The following is a 20,544-nucleotide window of genomic DNA, read 5'->3' as shown; positions in this document are numbered from 1 at the left end:
AGTCCGCTGGTCGTGAGTGACGAACGGTGAATCCACCACGTGGACCTCACTTCGGTGAGGGCGGATGCCCGGTAGGGCGATCCCTGCCATTCCGAACTCACACCCTGGAGTGGCTCTTCATGGAACCGGTCGAGTACAAGCCCGCGCGTCGTTCCTGGATTCGCGAGATCCTGGTCGGCGCCGCCGCAGGAGTTGCCTCCAACCTTGTGTGGGAGCTGCTGACGGCGGCAGCGCGCCTCCTCGTCTGAGGCAGGCATGTGGCGGGTCCGGTGAACCCGCCACTCTCCTCTCCCCCTTCACCCGCCGGCCGGCTCGCCGGAAGTGCGCTCAGAAGAGGGGCCGCTGCCCCTTGTCGGGCTTGTTCTGCTTCTTCCTGTTGCGCGAGCGGTTGCGTCCCCGCTGGGGCCGGGGCAGATGCGCCGCCCGCGCCACGGGCGGAAGGTTCTCCCAGGTGGGACGCAGGCCGTCGATCCGCACGTCCCCGACGATCTGCTTCAGGTATGCCTGGGTCTCCTCGTCGCGCGAGTAGAGGACGGTCGCCCGGCTCGCCCGGGTCATGAGCACGTGATACGCGTGCCGAATGCACCGGGCGAAGTCCTCGTCGTCCGGCTTCTTGCCCCGCAGACTCGGGTCGAAGGAGCCCGGGGCCGCCACTCGCTTGACCCCGGTTTCCGGATCCTTGCGCGCCTTGCCCTTCTGGAAGACCCAGCGACCGTCGCGGCGCACCATGTCCTCGCCGATGATCACGCCGCACCAGTCCCATTCGAGTCCCTGAGCGGTGTAGACGCAGCCGATCTGGTTGATCCCGGCAGGGTGCACGGACCAGATCTTGGAGGGCGGCACGGTTCCGTCCTCGCAGAAGCTCTCGCTGTAGGCGTTCCACGGCTTGTGCCAGCCACCGATGCGGACATCGGCTTCCAGCCACCTCCCCGCGCCCTTGCCCCGCGGCTTGGTCCAGGGCCAGCAGAATCCGGCGACCATACGGGCGGAGGCCCCTGCCTCCGCCTCAGCCCTGATGATCCGCTCCATGTCCGCAGCGCTGTCGGCGACCTCGACGTGCATGAGTCCGTCAGGGGTCCAGGGCTCCGGCTCGTTCCCGGTGAGTCCCAGGACATCCCGCACCCAGTGCACGTACCCGTCGCTTCCTCCGCACCGGTACTGGGCCGACAGTTCGTAGCGAGCCGGAGTGATACCACGGGCTTTGGCGGCGTTCGTGATGAGGTCAGCCGTGCCCACTTCGTTCGGCCGTACCGACTGGCTTCCGTCCAGGAAGAACACCGTGAGGCGGGAGGCGTCGAGCAACTCGTCCACCTGAGGTTTCGTCCCCTGCGCCTCGGCCGGCAGATAGTGGTTGGTGGTCCTGTCCCGCAGCCGGTGCGCCTCGTCGCAGATGAGGACGTCGAGCGGCGGGTCGGGCGGTGTGACGAAGCTGCTGAAGTAGGTGAAGCTCTCCTTGAACTCCCTGTCGCCGTACCCCACGTGCTCCTGCAGCGCCCCGTTGAAGGCCCTGCTGCCGCTGGCGTACCGGACCGTCCGTCCGGCGGCTTCCAACCGGGCTTTGAGCTGCAGTCCGACAGCGCTCTTGCCCGTGCCCGCGCCGCCGGTCACGACGAAGACGGCCCTTCGGTCGTCCGGGACGAGGGTCGGCTGGTCGGGGTCCCCGAGTATCAGGGACGCCTTCTCCATGACGTCGTCGGCGATCTCCTTCTGCTTCCTCCGCAGGGTGAAAACGGTGTCCTCGCCCCGGGACCTGATCATCGCGTCGAGCAGGGGCGTGTTGCGGAGGTTCATCTTCTTCAGCAGCAGCTCGGCGGCGTGGTCGCCGCCGTTCTCCGCGAAGTGTCGACGAAGGTCGGCGAGCAGTTTCGCGCGGCGGTCCTTGGTGTACGTGCGCGCGTAGATCCCCGTGGGCGCGTCGGCGTCGAGCAGGGGCTTCGCGGATTCCTCCGTGGCGTTGTGGAGATAGGCGAATCCGCCGCACTCGACCTGGAGGCCGTCCAGCGGACCTTTGTCACCGGTGAACAGGTCGAAGCATTCGCGCAGTTGCAGGGCGGGGTGTCGCTTCGGCTCGATGATTCCCGGCACGTGAACCAGTTCGGCTGTCGCGGCCTCGACCCGGGTGACCGTCGACCAGCGCTTCAGCTCGACGAGCTGGAACGAAGGGTGGTGGGTTTCGGGGTGGCGGCCGGCCAGGACGACGTCGATCAGGCGCTGGTCGTTGCGGTTCTCCGGTTCCTCGACCGTCGCCGCGCACTCGACGATCATCTCCACACCGCCGCGGTCCGCCGCCACGAGGTCCTTCGCCAACTCGACCAGGCTCTCCGCCCACGCGGTTCGTTCGGAGAGGGAGGCTTCCGTGCCCCGGAAGTGCTTCCATCTGGCTGCGAGGTGGGGCACCATCCGGCGCCGGGAGTTCAGGGCGAGCAGGTCCTGCGCGGACAACCTCAGCAGGAGCATGGACACGAGGAGGTTCCCCCAGGGCACGAGTGACTCGTGCGGGTGGGGGCATGTCCTCGTGCGGAGGAAGCCCGTCGGGCCGCGACCGGTACCGGTGATCTTAGGTGCGTGGCCTCCCCGGCAGCCGTTTCCAAGCCACCGTGCCCACGTCACGGACGAATCGTCGCGAGGTCACGGAAGCGGACAGCCCGTTCACGCCCCCACGGCTGTGAGGCGCGGCCGGCCCGTCAGCTCCCGTAGCTTGTGCTGGGTCTCCGCGTCCGTGGAGTAGACGACCGTGCCCACCATGCCTCGGGTGAGGAGAACCTTGTAGGTGTTGCGGATCAGGCGGTCGACGTCCGCGTCGGGAGTCGACCGCTTGAAGACCGGGTCCTTGGATGCCGTACGGTCGGTGATCCAGCGGTCACCGCGCCACACCAGGTCGGGTCCGATGATGACGCCGGACCAGTCGTACTCGAAGCCCTGGGCCGTGTAGACACAACCGATCTGACCGAAACCCGCCGGGTCCGTCGCCCACAGGGCGGAGGGCGGAGCCCCGGACACGGAGCGGTCGCCCCGCAGGTTCCACGGACGGGCCCAGTCGCCGATGCGCACGTCGGCCGGAAGGGGCTCTCCCGGCTTGGGTTCGGGAGACCAGGGCCAGCAGTAGCCCGCGGACATCCGGGCACCGTAGCCCTGGCCGCGCCGGCCGTCCAGGAAGGACTCCATCTCCTGCGGGCTCTCGGCGACCACCAGTTGCATGCGGTCGTCGGGGTCCCACACCACCGGCCCGCCAGGCTCCAGTCCCAGCAGGCGTACGACCCAGCGCAGGTAGGCGTCGCTCCCGCCGCAGCGGAACTGGCTGTCGAGCGGTACGACGTGACAGGTCAGTCCCCTGCGCGCGGCTGCCGCCTTGATGTCGTCGACCCGGCCCATCTCCCCGGGGCGGACGACCTGGTGTTCGTCGAGGAGGAAGACGGGCACCTTGGCGACGTCCAGCAACTCGTCGATCTGCCGTTTCCCGGTCCGGTGCGCGGCCGGCGTGTACCGGTTGGCGGACGTCTCACGGATGCGGTGTGCCTCGTCGCAGATCACGACGTCCAGGCTGTTCTTCTCGGCCGTCATGAAGCTGTTGAAGTACTTGAACAGCTCCTGTACCTCCCGCTTGCGGGAGCCGGCCACCTTCCGCATGGTCTTGGTGAACGACTGGGACCCGGTGGCGTGCAGGGCCGGGACGCCCTGCCGGTACAGCTCGCCGAGCAGGGAGAGAGCGATGACGCTCTTGCCGGTGCCGGGGCCGCCGGTGACGACCACGACCTCCTTGTGGTCCGACCTCTTGGCCCTGCGCACGGCGTTCAGCACCATGCGGTACGCGACCTGCTGTTCGTCGAGGAGGACGAACTGCTCACGCTCGCGGACCTCCTGCGCCGCCACCGACATGAGCTGCTTGGACGGTACTGTCTTCCCGGCCAGCAGTTCGTCGGCGGCCCCGGCGCCGGGCCGCTTGTCACTGAGCCTCGTACGGAGATGGTCGAGGAACTCGCCGCGCCGGTCCCCGGTGAACAGCAGGCCGTGCTCGTCGGACTCGATGGCGCGCAGGCCACCCACCCCGAATTCGGTCGCGTTGTGCAGGAACGCGGCTCCGCTGACCCGACGTGGATGCTCGGCCACCGCGCCATTGAAGTTGACCAGGTACTCGCAGTAGCGGCGTACCTGCTCGATGGGGTTGAGGACCGGATGACGGTAGGCGTCCACGTGACACAGTGCCGGGTCCTCTTCGTCCGGCTCGGCCTGGCTCCACTGCTTCAGCTCCACCACGACGTACGACGGCTCGCCCGTCACCGGGTGGACACCGGCGAGGACGGCATCGGCGCGCTTGCTGTTCAGCGGGAGCGCGTACTCCAGCATGATCTCCACGTCACCGAGCCCCGCGTCGTTGAGCGCGGCCGACAGGGCGGGGATGCTCCGCTCCCAGGAGCGCGCCTCCGAGGGGCCGGGCCGGTAACCGTGCACGTGGGTGAACTGCTCGGTGAGATGGAGGTAGAGCGAATGGTCGAGCGCCATGGCGGCGACCGATGCGGCAGACGCGCGGAACAGCAAGGACTTCCCCCGGGCAGCACGAACTGACTCGTGCGGGTGGGGGCATGTCCTTCGAGACTCCACCGAGGTGGAGCGGAAGCCCGTCGGGCCGCGATGACTACGCTTCCGAGGTTACCTGGGAGGCGGAGGCCGTCCGTACCGCCCCTGCCCGCCACCCCGCCGTTCATGGATCGCGTCGATCTCCCAGCCCATGCCGGTGTGTGGGAGGCCATCGCCGCGGACGGCTCGGGCGTAGGAGGCCGGGCCCTCCGGGTCGTCGGCACACGGGGCGCCGACGTCGGGGACGTCCACGGTGCCGTCGACGGTGGTTGCGTACCCGTAGAGCGGGTCGGCCCCTCCCCCACACGAAGGGAAGGGGCCGGCCGCCGTCCTACCGGACCGCGGTGGCGGTCGGCGCCGGCGCGTAGCCCGTGGGCCGGGCCGTGAAGGTGCCGCGGCCCTGGGTGCGGCTGCGCAACCGGGTCGCGTAGCCGAACAGTTCGGCCAGCGGCACCGTGGCGGTGACGACCGCCGCGCCCGCGCGGGTGGCCGAGCCGGTCACCCGCCCGCGCCGGGCGGCGAGGTCGCCGAGCACGCCGCCGACCGCGTCCTCGGGCACCGTGACGGTGACCTCGGCGACCGGCTCCAGCAGGACCATCGCGCAGGCGCGCAGGGCCTCGCGGAGACCGAGCCGGCCGGCCGTGCGGAACGCCGTGTCCGAGGAGTCCTTCACATGGGTCGCCCCGTCGGTGAGCGTCACGCGCAGCCCGGTCACCGGGTGCCCGCCGAGCGGCCCCTCGGCGAGGGCGTCCCGGCAGCCGGCCTCGACCGCCCGGACGTACTCCTGCGGCACGCGCCCGCCGACGACGGCCGAGCGGAAGTCGAAGCCTCCTTCCGCGTACGGCTCCACGTCGAGGACGACATGGGCGAACTGTCCCGCGCCGCCGTCCTGTTTGACGTGCCGGTACACCAGCCCGGACACACCCCGGCCGACGGTCTCCCGGTAACTGACCCTCGGTCGGCCCACTGCGACCTCCAGCCCGAGGTCGCGCCGGAGTTTCTCCACCGCCACCTCCAGGTGCAGTTCGCCCATGCCCGACAGCAGCGTCTGCCCGGTCTCCGGGTCGGTCCGCACGACCAGCGACGGATCCTCCTCGGACAGCCGTGCCAGCCCCGATGCCAGACGGTCGGTGTCGCCGGCCCGGCGGGACTCGACCGCGACCGACACCACCGGCTCGGGCACCCCGGGGGGTTCCAGGACGAGCGGGGCGTCCGGCGCGCACAGCGTCGAGCCGGCCCGGGCCGACTTCAGCCCGACGACGGCGACGATGTCACCGGCGACCGCCCGGTCCAGGGGTGCGTGCCGGTCGGCCTGGACGCGCAGGATCCGTCCGATCCGCTCGGTGCGCCCCGCACTCGCGTCCCACAGTGTGTCTCCCTTCTCGATCGTCCCCGAGTAGATCCGCAGGTACGTCAGCCGCCCGGTGGGGGTGGCGTGCACCTTGAACGCGAGCGCGGCCGGCGGCGCCGCCGGGTCGGCGGGCCGTTCCCGCACCTCGCCGCCGTGCGTGCCCCGGACCGGCGGCACGTCCAGCGGCGAGGGCAGGTAGGCCACCACGGCGTCCAGCAGCGGCTCGACTCCGCGGTCGCGGTAGGCGGAGCCGCACAGCACGACCACGCCCTCGCCGCTCCGGGTCAGGTCCCGCAGCGCCGCGGAGAGGGTCCGCTCGCCGAGCGTGCCCGTGTCGCAGAACTCCTCCAGCGCGCCGGGGTGGAGTTCCGCCACGGCCTCCTCCAGCGCCCGGCGGCGGGCGCCGGCCTCCTCTCGCAGGTCGTCGGGTACCGGCCCCTCCTCCAGGGTGTCGCCGCCGGGCCACCGCAGCGCGCGCATGCGCACCAGGTCGACGACGCCGGTGAAGGCGTCCTCCGCGCCGATCGGCAGCTGTACCACCAGCGGGGCGGGGTGCAGCCGCTCCCGGATCGACGCCACGGCCGCGTCCAGGCCGGCACCGGCGCGGTCCATCTTGTTGACGAACGCGATCCTCGGCACGCCGTGCCGGTCGGCCTGCCGCCACACCGACTCGCTCTGCGGCTCCACCCCGGCCACCGCGTCGAACACGGCCACCGCCCCGTCGAGCACCCGGAGGGCACGCTCCACCTCGTCGGCGAAGTCGACGTGCCCCGGGGTGTCGATCAGGTTGATCCGGTGGCCGTCCCAGGCGCAGCTCACCGCCGCGGAGAAGATGGTGATGCCCCGGTCCCGCTCCTGCGGGTCGAAGTCGGTGACGGTGGTGCCGTCATGGACCTCGCCGCGCTTGTGCGTGGTTCCGGTGGCGAACAGGATCCGTTCGGTGACGGTGGTCTTGCCGGCGTCGACGTGGGCGAGGATGCCGAGGTTGCGGACGACGGCGAGCGGGTTGTGGTGGGTGCGCACGGCCCAGGGCCTTTCGAGGCGATCGGGAAAGGGGCAGCGCGATTCCGGGCGAAAGAGATCCACAGAGATCCAAGAAGATCCAAGGAGATCCGACGACACGCACGCCTCGGTCTGCTGACGGCATGTCAGCAGACCGAGGCGCTGTTCAGGCGTTCGTCCCGGTCATCCGGCGCCGGCCGCGCAGCGGGCACCGGAGCGACGAGGACACGAGGATCACCTCGTAGCGCGGCAGGGAGACGGCGGCAACGGTGTGGTCACGCATGGCCGTCTCCCTTCGTCGTCACGGTGGCGCGTCGCTCGGTCGTGGGCGGCGCCGGGTCTGTGCCGAGTGTAGGAAGGGCGGAAGGGGCGGGGCCAGGGATTTATTCCGGCGGGGTCGGGGTGTCGTGGGTGCGGTACATCGCCTGGACGTCCAGCTCCAGTTGCACCGTCGGGCCGACCACCGCGATGCCCCGGGCCAGCATGGAACGCCAGTTGAGGGTGTAGTCCTCGCGGTGCAGCTCCGCCGTCGCCAGGGCCGCGCAGCGCAGTTCCTGTCCGTAGCCGCCGTTCACCGTGCCCAGGTACGTCGTGTCCAGCGCGACCGAGCGGCTCACGCCGTGCATCGTGAGCGAGCCCTGCAGCGTCCACTTGCTGCCGCCCCGGTAGGCGAAGCGCGCGCTCGTGAAGTCGATGTACGGGAAGCGTTCGACGTCCAGGAAGTCGGCGGACCGCAGGTGGTTGTCGCGGGTGGTGTTGCCGGTGGTGATGCTGGAGGCGTCGATGCGGACGTGGACGCGGGAGTGCGTCATGTCCTGGGCGATCTGGATGCCGCCCTCGAAGCGTTCGAAACGGCCGTGGACGTTCGCCATGCCGACGTGCTTGGCGATGAACCGGATCGCGGTGTGCGGCGGGTCGAAGAGCCAGGTCCCGGGGGTCGGCAGCTGGAGGGCCTCGGCCGGTGCCAGCCAGACGCGCTCGGTGGGCGTCGACGCGCCCGCCACCGTCTCGATGGTCTCGCGGTGCGGCCGCAGGCCCTCCGCCGAGATGAGCAGGCTGTAGCGGCCCGGCGGCAGCGCCGCGAGGAAGTAGCCGTACGGGTCGGTCGTCCCGCGGGCGACGACACGGTGGGTGTCCAGGGCGGTGACGGTGACGTCCGCGGCCGGCAGGGGCGAGCCCATCGGGTCGACGACCTCGCGGGCCACGGCACCGGCACCGGACGGAAGGGGGAGGGCGAGGCCCGCCGCTGCGGCGGAGGTGCTCTTGAGCCACCGGCGCCGGAGCAGTGCGAGGGCCATGTGGTTCACCTTTCTTCGGGTGTGCGCCCGTACGGCGCCGGTTCAGCGCACGCCGCACGGCCGCACCTTGCTGCGGTCACACCCCCTCGTCGATCCTGACGGACCGGGCTCCGGCACGGGTGTCTCATTACGAGACAGTCAGGACCGCTCCCGGAAGGCGTCCGCGTGCTCGGCGGCCCACTGGGCGAAGGTCCGCGCCGGGCGGCCGGTGACCTTCTCGACGGTGCCCGCGACCGTACGGCCCGCCTCGGGGGTGTTGCCGTACACCTCCAGCAGGAAGCCGATGACGTCCTCGGGGAGGTACGCCGCCCGCCACCGCGCGACGGCCTCCTCCTCGGTCAGCTCGACCAGGGTGATCTCCCGGCCCGCGGCGGCCGCGATCGTCTTCACCTTGTCGCCGACGGTGAGCACCTCGGGGCCGGTGATCACGTACTCCTGGCCTGTGTGCCCCTCCTCGGTGAGCGCGACGGCGGCGACGGCGCCGATGTCGGCCTCGTGGACCATGGCGCTGAGCCGGTCGACGAACGGCTCGCGGACCTCGCCCGAGGCGACGATGCCGTCCGCCCACTCCAGGGCGTTGGCCATGAACTCGACCGGCATGAGCACGGTCCAGCTCACCCGGTCGTCGGCGCGCACGGCGTCCTCCAGCGGGGTGGGCCCGCCGCCGTGCAGCACGGTGATCCGGCGGACGCCGGCCGCGTGGGCCAGTTCCAGGATGCGCGGGCCGGTCTCCAGCGGGGTGAAGGCGGCCCCGCCGAAGGTGATCAGGTGGAGGCCGGTGATCCCCTCCAGGGCCGGGGCCAGGCTGTCCGGTGCGGTCAGGTCGCCCTCGGCGAGCTCGACACCGGCGGGGAGGTCGGCCTTCGCGGCGTCGCGGGTGAGGGCGCGGACCTCGTGGCCCCGGGCGAGCAGTTCGGCGACGACCTGGCGGCCGACGGTTCCGGTGGCGCCGGTGACGAGGATCTTCTGCGTCTGAGTCATGCCACGACCGTAAAAGGCCTTGCGGTCACCTTCTGTCCGCAAGGGGCTATTCGGCGATCCCGTCGGCGGGCTCCGGAGGACTTCCCCGGTACGCCGCCCGCAGTACGGACCGCACCCCGTCCGCCGTCACCGGGCGCGGGTTGGCGTACGGCTCGCCGGCGATCCGGTCCGCCGCCGGGGCCACGTCGTCCTCCGCCAGGCCGAGTTCGGCGAGGGACCGCGGTGCGCCGAGGCGGCCGGACAGCTCCCACAGGGCGCGGGGCACGTCGTCGGCGCCGACCGCGCGGCGCAGTACGGTCAGCGCCCGCGGGGCGGCGGGGGCGTTGAAGGCGAGGGCGTACGGCAGGACCACGGTGTGCGTCTCGGCGTGCGGCAGCCCGTAGCCGCCGCCCAGCACATGGCAGACCTTGTGGTGCAGCCCCATCGTGGTGGCGCCCAGGCACGCGCCGCACAGCCACGCCGCGTACAGCGCCCTGCCGCGCGCGTCGAGGTCGTCGGGGGCGGCGGCCAGCCGCGGCAGCGCCTCGGCCATCGCCCGCACGCCCTCCTCGGCCATGACCGAGACCAGCGGTGAGGCGTCCGGGGCGTACAGCGCCTCGACGGCGTGGGCGAGCGCGTTGACGCCGCTGGTCACGGTCAGCGACGGGGGCATGGAGAGGGTGAGCCGCGGGTCGTAGACGACGCTGCGGGGCTGGACGACCGGGTCGCGGCCGGTGCGCTTGGTGCCGTGCTCGGTCAGGCCCCAGACCGGGGTCATCTCCGAGCCGGAGTAGGTCGACGGCACGGCGATCAGCGGCAGTCCGGTGCGCAGGACGACCGCCTTGCCGAGCCCGATCGCGGAGCCGCCGCCGACGGCGACGCAGCCGTCCGCCCCGGCCGCCCGGACCGCCGCGATGGCCCGGTCGGCGTCCTCGACGGGTACGTGCATCCGGGCCTCGGCGTGCACTCCCACGCAGCTGTCGCCGAGCGCGTCCGCGACGGCCCGGGCGACGGGCTCGCCCCGGCGGCCGCACACCACGAGCAGCCGCCGCAGCCCGAGGCGCGCGGCCTCACCCGGGGTCGCGGTGACGGCCGCGCCGGGCCGGAACACGACCCGCGCGGGCCGGGTCTCGTAGGTGAACTCCTCCTGGAACGTCATGCCGTGCGCTCTAGTACGAGGTCGAAGTCGGCGTGCCGGAAGGGGTTCGGGACGCCGAACTCCCGGGCGAGGGCCGGGTCGTCGGTCTCCGCGAAGTCCTGGACCAGGCTCTGCTTCACCGCGAACACGGCGTCGGAGTCGAGGTAGTCGCCGCCGGCGACGAAGATGTGCGTGGTGACGGGCGTGTGTCCGCCGGCCGTGGCGATGAAGTGGATGTGCGCGGGGCGGTAGGGGTGCCGTCCGGTCGCGCGCAGCAGGCCGCCCACGGGTCCGTCGGTGGGGATGGGGTAGGCCGCCGGGACGCAGGTGCGGAACCAGAAGCGGCCCTCGGCGTCGGCGGTGAACAGGCCGCGTCCGTTGCCGGGGGGCTGCACGCCGGGCTGCTGGACGTCGTAGAAGCCCTTGTCGTCGGCCTGCCAGACGTCGACGCGGGCACCGGGCAGGGGTGTGCCGTCCGCGGAGCGCACCCGGCCGCTGACCACGCAGGGCTCGCCGCCGCCGACCAGGTCGATGTCGGCGCCGAGTTCGCGGACCGGCGACTCGGTCAGGTGGAAGGGGCCGAGCACGGTCGACTCGGTGGCGCCGGGCGCGCGGTGGCCGTGGAGGGTCTCCACGAGCATGGAGAGGCCGAGCACGTCCGACAGCAGGATGAACTCCTGCCGGGTGTCGGTGCAGGCCTGCCCGGTCGCGGTGAGGAAGCCGATCGCCTGCTCCCATTCCTCCTGGGTGAGGCGCGTCTCGCGGGCGAAGTCGTGCAGATGGCGGACGAGCGCGGTGAGCAGCTCGCGCAGCCGCGGGTCGGCGGTCGTGCGGAGGCTGGCCAGGGCCTGCTCGGTGACGCCGGTGCCGGTCGCGTCGGTGGTCATCCCCGCTCCTCGTCGTCGACGTGCGCTTCCTCCATGATGGCGCGCTCAGGTGTGCCCGAGGATCCGCCGCAGCGCGTCGGCGAGCCGTTCCGCGGCGTCCGGGGCGGCGGTCGCGTGGCGGAAGGCGACGAAGCCGTCCGGGCGTACGAGCAGGGCGCCCGCGTCGGAGGTCTCGCGCAGGCGTGCCCAGTCGCCGTAGGGGTCCTCGTACTCCTGCCCCGGGCCGATCACCACGGTGGCGATCTCGATGTCCTGGGCCTCGGCCGCCCGTACCCAGTCCTCTCCCCCGATGCCGGTCAGCAGGGTGAAGCGGCCGCGGCCGACCGTGTCGAGGGTGGAGAGGGTGCGGGTGCCGGAGGTGATCCAGGCGTGCGGGAGCCGGGCGCCGGGGCGGGAGGACGGCTGGTGGTGCAGCTCCGGGTCGCGGGTGAAGCCGGGGTCGGGCGTGCCGTCCGGGACGATCGCGTCGGAGGTGTAGCGCTGGTTGAGGTCGACGCCGTGCGCGTTGAACTCGTACACCTTGAAGGCGATCGCCTCCCGCAGCCGGGTGCGCTGCTTCTCGGCGGCCTCGGTGGCGTCCTTGCGTGCGGCGATGTTGGCCCACAGTTGCTCGGGGGTCTGCGGGGAGAGCCCGTCGAGGGCCTCGAAGACCGGGGCGGTCTCGCGGATCGACTGGTTGGCGCGGGTGACGATCTGCCGGCCGACCGGGGCGCGCTCGGCGGTGTAGCTGTCGAGCAGCCGGGGGTGGGCGGTGCCGTCGAGGACGAGCTTGAGCTTCCAGGCCAGGTTGTAGGCGTCCTGGATGGAGGTGTTGGAGCCGAGGCCGTTGGACGGCGGGTGCCGGTGCACGGCGTCTCCGGCGCAGAAGACCCGGCCGTTCGCGTACCGCTCGGCGTACATCTCGTTGACGGTCCACGCCGAGGACGACTTGATCGTCACCGGGATGTCGTCGTCGCCGACGAGCTTGCGGACGATCGACTCGGCGTACTCGGCGGTCAGGTCGGGCGCGCCCGCGCCGACGTCGTAGCCCCAGACGATCAGCCACTCGTTCCAGGGGCGGACGCAGCGGACCAGGCCCGCGCCGATGCCGCCGACCGTCGCGCCGGGGGCGAGGACCCAGTAGAGGGTCGAGGGGCGGTGGGCGGTGTACTGCGCCAGGTCCGCCTCGAAGACGATGTTGATGCTGCCGGCCATGCCCATCTGGCCACCCATCGGCAGCCCGGCGTCCGCGGCGACCTTCGAGCGTCCGCCGTCGGCGCCGATCAGGTACTTGGCGCGGATCTCGTACGTGTCCCCGCGCAGCCGGTCGCGGACGGTGGCCGTGACGCCGTCGGCGTCCTGGGTGTGGGAGAGGTACTCGGTCTCGAAGCGCAGGCGGGTGCCGCGGGCGACGGCCGCGTTGACGAGGACCGGTTCCATGAGGTGCTGCGGCAGGTCGCACATGCGGGTGGGGCTCGCGAGTTCGTGCTCGGCCTGCACGAGCGGGTCGTTGCCCCAGGAGCGGACGCGGCCCAGTTCCTCGCCCGCCAGGCTGGTGCAGAAGGTGGTGTTGCCCATCAGGTGCTGCGGGGTCGCCTGGGCGACGACCTCCTGCTCCACGCCGAGGTCGCGCAGCACCTCCATGGTGCGCTGGTTGGTGATGTGCGCGCGGGGGGTGTCGGCGAGGCTCGCGTAGCGGGTGACGACGATGTTGGGCACGCCGTAGGTGCTCAGGGCGAGCGCGGCGGAGGCACCGGCCGGGCCGCTGCCCACGATCAGGACGTCGGTGTCGACGACGGGGGACACGGGGCGCTCCTGCGGGGGGGGCATGGGGGCGGACATCGAGCGCTCATGATCATGGAGTGGCCGGGCGGGCGGTGGGTGTCTCATTACGAGACACCTCGGAGCGACCGACCGGGGTTGTTGTCCGTTCAACCGAACCGGCTACGGTGTGTATGCCGTGACCACGACAGAGCCCTCCGCCCCAGCCGCCTCCGCAGCCGCAGCCGCAGCCCGACCCTCGCTGCGTCTCGCCCGCGAACGGTTCCTGGCGGGGGATCAACTGCCGGGGGGTGTGCCCGAGGAGGTCGTCGCGGCGTGGCGACGGGCCCGGTTCTTCGGCGTGCCGCACGACTTGGAGGAGCCGGCCGGGGGCCCCGGACGGCCGGAGGAGTCCGCGTTGCTCGTCGCCGCCCGGCCGGTGCTGGACCGGATCGTCCCCGCCCTGGGTGCGGGCCGCTCACTGCTCGTTCTCACCGACGAGCGGCTGCGCGTGCTGTGGACGGCGGGGAGCATGCCCGGGCTCGGTCCGTGCCCCGTACTGGCGGAGCAGGCGGTCGGCAACAACAGCGCGGCGCTCGCCCTGCGCACCCGGCGGCGGGCCGAGGTGCACGGGCCCGAGCACTTCCTCGACCGCTGGCAGGACGTGTCCGCCGTGAGCGTCCCGGTGCTCGCCCCGGAGAACGGCCAGGTGCTCGGCACGCTGACCGTCGCGTCGCGGCCGTGCACCGCGCGTCCGCCGCACCCGCAGGCGGCACTCGCCGAGGCCGCCGCCGCGGCGGTCGAGACGGAACTGCGGGCGCGGGCGGGGCGGGCCGAGCGGGTGCTGCTGGACGCGTATCTGCGGGCGGTGCGGGGCAGGGACCGCGCCGTGGCCGCCCTCGACGGCCGCAACCGGCTGATCAGCGACGCGGCGCAGGGGCTGCTGACGCCCGAGGTGCTCGGAGCGCTGGAGCGGGCGGCGGTCGGGGCGCGTCATGCGGAGGTCCCGGTCCGGATGGAGGCGGACGAGACCGTGCCGTCCGGCGGCTTCGCGGAGTTGCCCGACAGCGCCGGATGCACCGCGCGGATCACCCCGGTGCGTCTGGACGGCAGCGTCATCGGGGTCGTGGCCGTCCTGGAACCGTTCGACGACCCGGAGCCCTCGACGTCGGGCTCGTCGTCCCCGCCGGTCGCCCTGGCCGGTTCCTCGGTGCCGTGGCGGCACGCCGTCGGGCGGGCGGTCGAGCTGGCGCGTTCACGGGAGCCGCTGCTGCTGACCGGTGAGCGCGGGACGGGCAAGTCCGCGCTGGCACGGGAGTTGCTCGGGCCGGGCGACGTCCAGGTCGTCGATGCCGCGCAGGACGCCGGGCTCGACCGGGTCCTGCCCGCGTGGCGGGCCGACCGGCCGCTCCTGCTCCGGCACGCCGAGCGCCTCGCGCAGCCCGGCGTGGCGGCGCTCAACTCCCTGCTCGACACGCACCCGGACGCCCCGCTGCTGGTCACCTACACGCCCGGCGCACCGGCCGGCCCCTGCCTCCAGCGCCTGCTGGACAAGTTGTCCGCCCGCTCGGTGCCCCTGCCCCCGCTGCGGGAACGCGTCGAGGACATAAGGGAGTTGCTGTCGGCCCTGGCGCCCCGCCCGGCGCCCGGGCAGCCGCCGCTGACCTGGACCCTGGACGCCCTGCGCGCGTTGGAGCGCTACCCGTGGCCCGGGAACGTCACCGAGCTGGCCCACGTCGTCCGGGCCCTGGCGGAGCACCGGCGCGCGTCCGGTCCGGTACGCCGCGCGGAACTGCCGGATCCCGTACGGGACGGACCGGCCGCGCGGCCCCTCAGCCCGATGGAGCACGCCGAGCGCGCCGCGATCCTGGAGGCACTGCGCCGCCACGGCGGCAACAAGGCCCGCACGGCGGCGGCGCTGGGCATCGGCCGGGCGACGCTGTACCGCAAGCTGCGGGGATACCGGAGCTGAGGGGCCCGCCGGCGCCCCGTCACGAGCCGCCCCGCTCCTGCCTCCTGGTACCTCGGTCCGCCTCGGAGCCCCCGTGCCGACCGCTGGTTCCGGGCGCGGTCTCGGCCAGTCGCACCATCAGGCCGGCGGCGAGTTCGAGTACGCCGCGCTCCGTCGGGGTCAGGGTCGTCAGGGCCGACGCGAGCCAGCGGTTCCCCTCCTGCACGTGTCCGTCGAGCGCCTGGATGCCGAGGTCCGTGATGGCGATGTCCTGGCTCCGGCGGTCGTTGCGGTTGGTGGACCGGACGATGCGGCCGCGTTCCTCCAGTTCGTTCAGGACGCGGGTCAGGGACTGCGGCTGGAGCCCTTCGATCGCGGCGAGGGCCGTGGGGGTCAGCGGCCCGTCATGGCGCAGGTTGGCCAGCACCGAGGCGGACATGCGGGTGAGCGCCTGGCCGCGGCCCGGGTGTTGCGCGCGCAGGCGCGAGGCCAGACGCGACACGCCGAGCCGCAGCGTCTCGGCCGTACGCAGGTCGTCATCAGCTTCCACACTAACAAGTTAACACTTCTCATTCTCTCGCGAAGTGGCTTGATTTGATGGGCCACGGTGCGCATTTAGGAAGCATTCACTTGTCATTCAGGAACGGGAGAGCCAGGGTGGGGCCACCGGCTCCGCCCAGCGTGGTCGCCGTTCTCGGGAGGACCTCTTGCTCTTGCACGCCGTCAGCCGTCCCCTGCGGTTCCGCCTCGGTCTGGTGGCGCTGCTGCAGACCGGGCAGGTGCTGGCGACGCTCCGGCTCCCCGCACTGAACGCGGACGTCATCGACGACGGCGTGCTCGCGGGCGACGGTCACCGGATCGCCGAACTCGGCCTCGTGATGCTGGCGGTGACGTGCGTCCAGGTCCTCTGCGCGGGCTGCGCGGCCTGTCTGAGCGCCTCGGTGGCGCTGGCCTGGGGGCGGGAGCTGCGCCAGGCCGTCTTCTCCCGGATCCTGGCCCTCCCGGCCCACGAGGTGAGCCGTATCGGCCGGGCCGGTCTCGTCACCCGCGCCACCCAGGACGTGCAGCAGCTCCAGCAACTCGCCCTCAACGCCCTGACGGTGATCGTGGTCGCCCCGCTCACCGCCGTCGGCGGCATCGTCATGGCCCTGCGCCAGGACGCCCCGCTGGGCCTCGTGCTGTCGGTGGTCCTGCCGACGCTCACCGTGGCGCTGTGGCTGGTCCTGCGCCGGACGCTGCCGCTGTCCGCCGCCGTGCAGCGGCGCCTGGACCGCGTCAACCAGGTCATGCGGGAACGCCTCGCGGGCCTGCGCACCATCCGGTCCTTCGACCGCGACAGCCATGAGGAGGCCCGTTTCCGGACCGCCGACCAGGCCATGCTGCGCACCGGTCTGGCACTCGGCCGGGCCCAGGCCCTGGTCATGCCGGCGTTCACCGTCGTCATCGAACTGTCCTCGGTCGCGGTGCTGTGGTTCGGCGGTGTGCGCGTGGCCGCGGGCGAGGTGCGGATGGGCACCGTCGTCGCCTTCCTGCACTACCTGTCCCTGATGCTCCAGGCGGTCATGATGGCCATGGGCGTGTTCCTCCAGGCCTCGCGCGCCGGGGCGAGTGTCGGGCGGGTGCGGGAGGTGCTGCGGACCCGGTCCACCCTCGACCTGACGCGGCAGAGCGAGGTCCGGCCGCTCCGCCGGGCGGGAGTGGCGCTCCATTCCGTGGACTTCCGCCACCCGGGCGCCCGGTCGGCCGCGCTGCACGCGGTCTCGCTGACCGTGGCTCCCGGCGAGACGGTCGTGCTGACCGGGCCGGTCGGCAGCGGCAAGACGACCCTGCTGCACCTGGTGGCCCGGCTCGGCGATCCCGGCGGCGGCAGGGTCACCGTGGGCGGGCGGGACGTGCGCGAACTGGACCGCGACACGCTCGCCGCGGCCGTCGGCCTCGTCACGCAGCGGCCGTACCTGTTCTCGGGCACCGTCGCCGACCACCTGCGGCGAGGAGCGCCCGACGCCGACGACCGCGCGCTGTGGCGGGCCCTGGAGCTGGCGCAGGCCCGTGACTTCGTCGAGGCCACCGGGCACGGGCTGGACGCCCCGGTGAGCGCGGGCGGCGCCAACCTGTCCGGCGGCCAGCGCCAGCGGCTGGCCATCGCCCAACTGCTCCTCAAACGACCGCCGGTGTGCCTGCTCGACGAGCCCTTCTCCGCCCTGGACGCCGGCACCACGGCACGGCTGCGCGCCGCCCTGGACGCCGGGACACGCGGGGCCGCGCGGCTCGTCGTCTCCCAGCACCTGGCGACGCTGCGCGCGGCGGACCGCGTGGTCGTGCTGGACCGGGGCCGGGTGGTCGGGCAGGGCCCGCACGCCGATCTCCTGGCGGCCAACACCGCCTACCGGCAGCTCGTGCTCGCTCCCGGCGGCCGTACGGAGGCGTCGTGACGCGCGGGGAGGACCGTGCCGACGGGCCGGGGAGGAAGACGCCGTCCGTCCGGCCCGGGCTGCGACTGGTGGCCGCCACGCCCGGTGCGCGCGCCCGGCTGGTCGCCTGCCTCCTGCTGAGCGCCCTCAGCGTGGCCCTGTCCCTGGTCGTTCCCCTGCTGCTGGGGGCGGTCACCGATCTCGTCGTGGCCGGTGTGCGCGGGGCCGCGGGCGTCGACCTCGCGGCGGCCGGCAGGCTCCTGCTACTGGCCGCGGTGCTCGTCCTCGGTTCGGCGGCCGCCGCCTGGGGGCGTGGGCGGCTGGCGCAGTCCGTGGCCCAGGGCACGGCCTACCGGCTGCGGGAGGCGGTCTCGGCCAAGCTGTCCCGGCTGCCGATGGCGTACCTCGACGCCCGGCCGCGCGGTGACATCCTGTCGAGGCTGACGAACGACACCGAGAACACGTCGACGACCCTCCAGCAGGCCCTCACGCAGATCACCGCCGCCCTGCTCACCCTCGTGGGACTGCTCGCCGCCATGCTGTGGCTGTCCCCGGCTCTCACGCTGGTGGCGCTGGGCATGCTGCTGGTGTCCGCGCTCGTCACGCGGGCCCTCGCACGGCGCTCACGTCCGCGGTACGCGCAGCAGTGGGACGCCGTCGGCGAGGTGAACGCCTTCGTGGAGGAGGCCGTCACGGGGCACACCGAACTGGTGGCCGGGGGGCGGACGGACCGGGCCGAGGAGGCGTTCGGCGAGCGGAACCGCCGGCTGTACCGCGCCGGACTGCGGGCCCAGTTCCTCGCCGGTGTCATGGGTCCCGCGACGACGTTCGCCGGCTCTCTCGGCTATGTGCTCGTCGCGGTCCTGGGCGGCCTGCGGGCGGCGAGCGGCGACCTGTCCGTCGGTGACGTCCAGGCGTTCGTCACCTACACGCTCCAGCTCGGCGGGCCGGCGTCGGCCGTCGCCTCCGCCGTCGGCGTGCTGCAGTCGGGCCTGAGCTCGGCCCGGCGCGTCCTGGCGCTCCTGGACGCGCCGGAGACACTCCCGCTGCTCCCGGCGCCCTCACCCAAGTGCGTCACGGCCTTGGGGCAAGTGCGGTTCGACGGCGTCACCTTCGGCTACACGCCCGACCGCGTGCTCTTCGAGGACCTGTCGTTCACCGCGCGGCCCGGGGAGACGGTGGCGATCGTCGGCCCCACCGGCGCCGGCAAGAGCACGGTGGTGAATCTGCTCCTGGGGTTCTACGCGCCCTGGTCCGGACGCGTCCTGCTCGGCGGCACGGACATCGCGGCGCTGCCCCGCGACGTCCTGCGCCGGCGGGTCGGGGCCGTGCTCCAGGACCCGTGGCTGTTCACCGGAACCGTCGCCGAGAACATCGCCTACGGGGTCGGCGAGGCGAGCGAGAACGACATCCGGCGGGCGGCGCGGGCGGCCTGCGCCGACCACTTCATCCAGGCCCTGCCCCACGGCTACGCGACGGTGGTGGGCGAGGACGGCGGCGGACTCAGTACCGGGCAGCTGCAACTCGTCGTCCTGGCCAGGGCCTTCCTCGCCGACCCCGAGGTGCTGGTGCTGGACGAGGCGACGAGTGCGGTGGACGCCCGTACCGAGGTACTGATCCGCGAGGCCTCCGCGCGCCTGCGCCGCGGACGGACCAGCATCGTGATCGCCCACCGGCTGTCCACGGTCAGGGACGCGGACACCCTTCTGGTCATGGAGGAGGGCCGCGTCGTCGAGCGGGGCGGGCACGACGAACTGACGGCGCGCGGCGGCCGGTACGCCGCGCTGCACGCCCGGCTCGACGGCGCCGACGACGGCATCGGCGCCGGGCCGCCCGGACTTCCACGGACTCCACCGCCTGAGGTGTGAGTGGCACCATGAGCGAACTCGGGCCGCGCGCCCGGCAGACCGGAGCCGACCGCGCCCGCAACCCACCCGCCCCCTCCCGAAAGGCCACCCCGCGCCCATGAGCGACGACCCTTCCATACTCGCGTTACGGGAGCCCGGCTCCGAGCGGCGGCGGATGCCGAGCGGGCTTGTCGCGCTGGCGCTCGGCGGGTTCGGCATCGGCCTGACCGAGTTTCTGATCGCCGGGCTGCTGCCCCAGGTGGCGTCGAGTTTCGCCGTGTCCGAGGCGGCTGCGGGCTGGCTGATCTCCGGGTACGCGCTGAGTGTCGCGGTCGGGGCCATCGCGCTGACCGCGGCGACCGCACGCCTGCCCCGCAAGCAGGTCCTGATCGGCCTGGTGGCGCTGTTCGTCCTCGGCAACCTGCTGTCCGCGATCGCGCCGAACTACCCGGTGATGCTGCTCGGGCGGATCGTCGCGGCGCTGTGCCACGGTTCGTTCTTCGGGATCGGCTCGCTGGTCGCGCGCTCTCTGGTCGCGCCGGAGAAGAAGTCCCAGGCCGTGGCGATCATGTTCGCCGGACTGACCCTCGCCAACGTGCTGGGCGTGCCGTTCGGCGCGCTGGTCGGTGAGCGGTGGGGCTGGCGGGCGGCGTTCTGGGCGGTGACCGCGATCGGCGTGCTCGCGCTGGCCGGTATCGCCGCCCTGGTCCCCGCCTGGGCGGGCCAGGCGCCGCCGGGGAAGCCCCAGGACGGTGCCGCTCCGGTACCACCCCTCGGCCTGGCGGCTCAGTTGCGGGCGTTCCGGTCCTGGCAGGTCTGGCTGACCCTCATCGCCACGGCGCTCGGTTACGGCGGGATGTTCGGCGCGTTCAGCTACATCGCCTACACGTTCACCGAGGTCAGCGGCTTCGCACCGGCCGATGTCGCCTGGCTGCTGATGGTGTACGGCGTCGGTCTGGTCGTCGGGAACCTGGTCGGGGGGCGCGCGGCGGACCGCGATCGCGACCGGGCCCTGGTCCTCGCCCTGCTGGCGCTCACCCTCACGCTGGTCCTGTTCGGCCTGCTGGCCGAGAGCGCGGTCGCCTCGGTGGTCCTGGTGTTCGTGCTGGGGGTGACGGGGTTCGCCAGTGTGCCGGGGATGATCACTCGCGTCACCGACTACGCCCACGGGGCGGCGCTGGCCGCCAGCGCCAACGTGTCGGCGTCCAACGTCGGCAACGCGCTGGGGGCCTGGCTCGGGGGCCTGGCCATCAGCGCGGGCCTCGGCTACACCGCACCGCTGTACGTGGGCGCCGGCATCGCCCTGGTGGCCACCGTCGTCATGGTGATCGCCGCGCGCCGGGTCGCCGGGCGGGACGGGTCGGGTACGTAGGGCGCGGCGACC

Annotated in this window: 14 protein-coding genes; 5 read left to right on the top strand and 9 right to left on the bottom strand. The window is 72.9% G+C overall.

All coding sequences use genetic code 11. The features are described from left to right. Positions 1-119: 119 nt before the first annotated feature. On the top strand, positions 120-248 hold the full coding sequence (locus tag ABZ386_RS10505) for a DUF6408 family protein (RefSeq protein ID WP_232840675.1): 129 nt from the start codon (positions 120-122) through the stop codon (positions 246-248). 79 nt (positions 249-327) lie between these two features. Here the strand turns inward: ABZ386_RS10505 and ABZ386_RS10500 are convergent, their stop codons facing one another. The 8 genes from ABZ386_RS10500 to ABZ386_RS10465 form a co-directional block, all read right to left on the bottom strand. Then, entirely contained in the window at positions 328-2,457 is a 2,130-nt protein-coding gene (locus ABZ386_RS10500) for a DUF2075 domain-containing protein (protein ID WP_358964720.1), read from the bottom strand. Between the two features lie 192 nt (positions 2,458-2,649). Then, positions 2,650-4,536, bottom strand: coding sequence for a DUF2075 domain-containing protein (locus ABZ386_RS10495; RefSeq protein WP_358964569.1), 1,887 nt, complete (start codon positions 4,534-4,536; stop codon positions 2,650-2,652). Between the two features lie 370 nt (positions 4,537-4,906). Next, entirely contained in the window at positions 4,907-6,949 is a 2,043-nt protein-coding gene (gene fusA, locus ABZ386_RS10490) for an elongation factor G (protein WP_358964567.1), read from the bottom strand. A 362-nt stretch (positions 6,950-7,311) separates the two neighbouring features. Continuing rightward, on the bottom strand, positions 7,312-8,226 hold the full coding sequence (locus ABZ386_RS10485; RefSeq protein WP_351334154.1) for a YceI family protein: 915 nt from the start codon (positions 8,224-8,226) through the stop codon (positions 7,312-7,314). Positions 8,227-8,364: 138 nt separating this feature from the next. Next, positions 8,365-9,207, bottom strand: coding sequence for an NAD(P)H-binding protein (locus tag ABZ386_RS10480; protein ID WP_358964565.1), 843 nt, complete (start codon positions 9,205-9,207; stop codon positions 8,365-8,367). Positions 9,208-9,253: 46 nt separating this feature from the next. Further along, the gene (locus ABZ386_RS10475; RefSeq protein WP_358964563.1) at positions 9,254-10,345 is read right to left on the bottom strand and encodes a maleylacetate reductase; all 1,092 of its coding nucleotides are present in this window, start codon (positions 10,343-10,345) and stop codon (positions 9,254-9,256) included. Next, entirely contained in the window at positions 10,342-11,211 is an 870-nt protein-coding gene (locus tag ABZ386_RS10470; RefSeq protein WP_351334163.1) for an intradiol ring-cleavage dioxygenase, read from the bottom strand. Before ABZ386_RS10470 ends, ABZ386_RS10475 begins: the two co-directional genes overlap by 4 nt. A gap of 45 nt (positions 11,212-11,256) precedes the next feature. Beyond that, positions 11,257-13,020 carry an FAD-dependent monooxygenase gene (locus ABZ386_RS10465; RefSeq protein ID WP_358964562.1) on the bottom strand — a complete coding sequence of 588 codons (1,764 nt, stop codon included), beginning with the start codon at positions 13,018-13,020 and terminating at the stop codon, positions 11,257-11,259. A gap of 130 nt (positions 13,021-13,150) precedes the next feature. Here ABZ386_RS10465 and ABZ386_RS10460 point away from each other — a divergent pair, with 130 nt between their 5' ends. Further along, on the top strand, positions 13,151-14,923 hold the full coding sequence (locus ABZ386_RS10460) for a helix-turn-helix domain-containing protein (protein ID WP_358964560.1): 1,773 nt from the start codon (positions 13,151-13,153) through the stop codon (positions 14,921-14,923). Between the two features lie 19 nt (positions 14,924-14,942). Here the strand turns inward: ABZ386_RS10460 and ABZ386_RS10455 are convergent, their stop codons facing one another. Then, entirely contained in the window at positions 14,943-15,452 is a 510-nt protein-coding gene (locus tag ABZ386_RS10455; RefSeq protein ID WP_358964558.1) for a MarR family transcriptional regulator, read from the bottom strand. A 157-nt stretch (positions 15,453-15,609) separates the two neighbouring features. Between ABZ386_RS10455 and ABZ386_RS10450 the strand changes: the two genes are divergently transcribed. The 3 genes from ABZ386_RS10450 to ABZ386_RS10440 all read left to right on the top strand — a co-directional run bounded on the left by ABZ386_RS10450 (position 15,610) and on the right by ABZ386_RS10440 (position 20,532). Continuing rightward, entirely contained in the window at positions 15,610-17,334 is a 1,725-nt protein-coding gene (locus tag ABZ386_RS10450) for an ABC transporter ATP-binding protein (RefSeq protein ID WP_358964557.1), read from the top strand. After that, the gene (locus ABZ386_RS10445; protein ID WP_358964555.1) at positions 17,331-19,181 is read left to right on the top strand and encodes an ABC transporter ATP-binding protein; all 1,851 of its coding nucleotides are present in this window, start codon (positions 17,331-17,333) and stop codon (positions 19,179-19,181) included. Before ABZ386_RS10450 ends, ABZ386_RS10445 begins: the two co-directional genes overlap by 4 nt. Positions 19,182-19,335: 154 nt before the next feature. After that, on the top strand, positions 19,336-20,532 hold the full coding sequence (locus ABZ386_RS10440; protein ID WP_351334239.1) for an MFS transporter: 1,197 nt from the start codon (positions 19,336-19,338) through the stop codon (positions 20,530-20,532). Positions 20,533-20,544 lie beyond the last annotated feature (12 nt).

The organism is Streptomyces sp. NPDC006140, from assembly GCF_040628815.1.
In the GTDB taxonomy this organism is placed as follows: domain Bacteria; phylum Actinomycetota; class Actinomycetes; order Streptomycetales; family Streptomycetaceae; genus Streptomyces.
This window is presented reverse-complemented; position numbering and strand designations above follow the sequence as displayed.

Coding starts and splice junctions, on each gene's coding strand:
- ABZ386_RS10440 (WP_351334239.1), top strand. CDS start 19,336: ATGCCGAGCGGGCTTGTCGCGCTGGCGCTCGGCGGGTTCGGCATCGGC.
- ABZ386_RS10470 (WP_351334163.1), bottom strand. CDS start 11,211: ATGACCACCGACGCGACCGGCACCGGCGTCACCGAGCAGGCCCTGGCC.
- ABZ386_RS10485 (WP_351334154.1), bottom strand. CDS start 8,226: ATGGCCCTCGCACTGCTCCGGCGCCGGTGGCTCAAGAGCACCTCCGCC.
- ABZ386_RS10505 (WP_232840675.1), top strand. CDS start 120: ATGGAACCGGTCGAGTACAAGCCCGCGCGTCGTTCCTGGATTCGCGAG.
- ABZ386_RS10500 (WP_358964720.1), bottom strand. CDS start 2,457: ATGCTCCTGCTGAGGTTGTCCGCGCAGGACCTGCTCGCCCTGAACTCC.
- ABZ386_RS10465 (WP_358964562.1), bottom strand. CDS start 13,020: ATGCCCCCCCCGCAGGAGCGCCCCGTGTCCCCCGTCGTCGACACCGAC.
- ABZ386_RS10475 (WP_358964563.1), bottom strand. CDS start 10,345: ATGACGTTCCAGGAGGAGTTCACCTACGAGACCCGGCCCGCGCGGGTC.
- ABZ386_RS10480 (WP_358964565.1), bottom strand. CDS start 9,207: ATGACTCAGACGCAGAAGATCCTCGTCACCGGCGCCACCGGAACCGTC.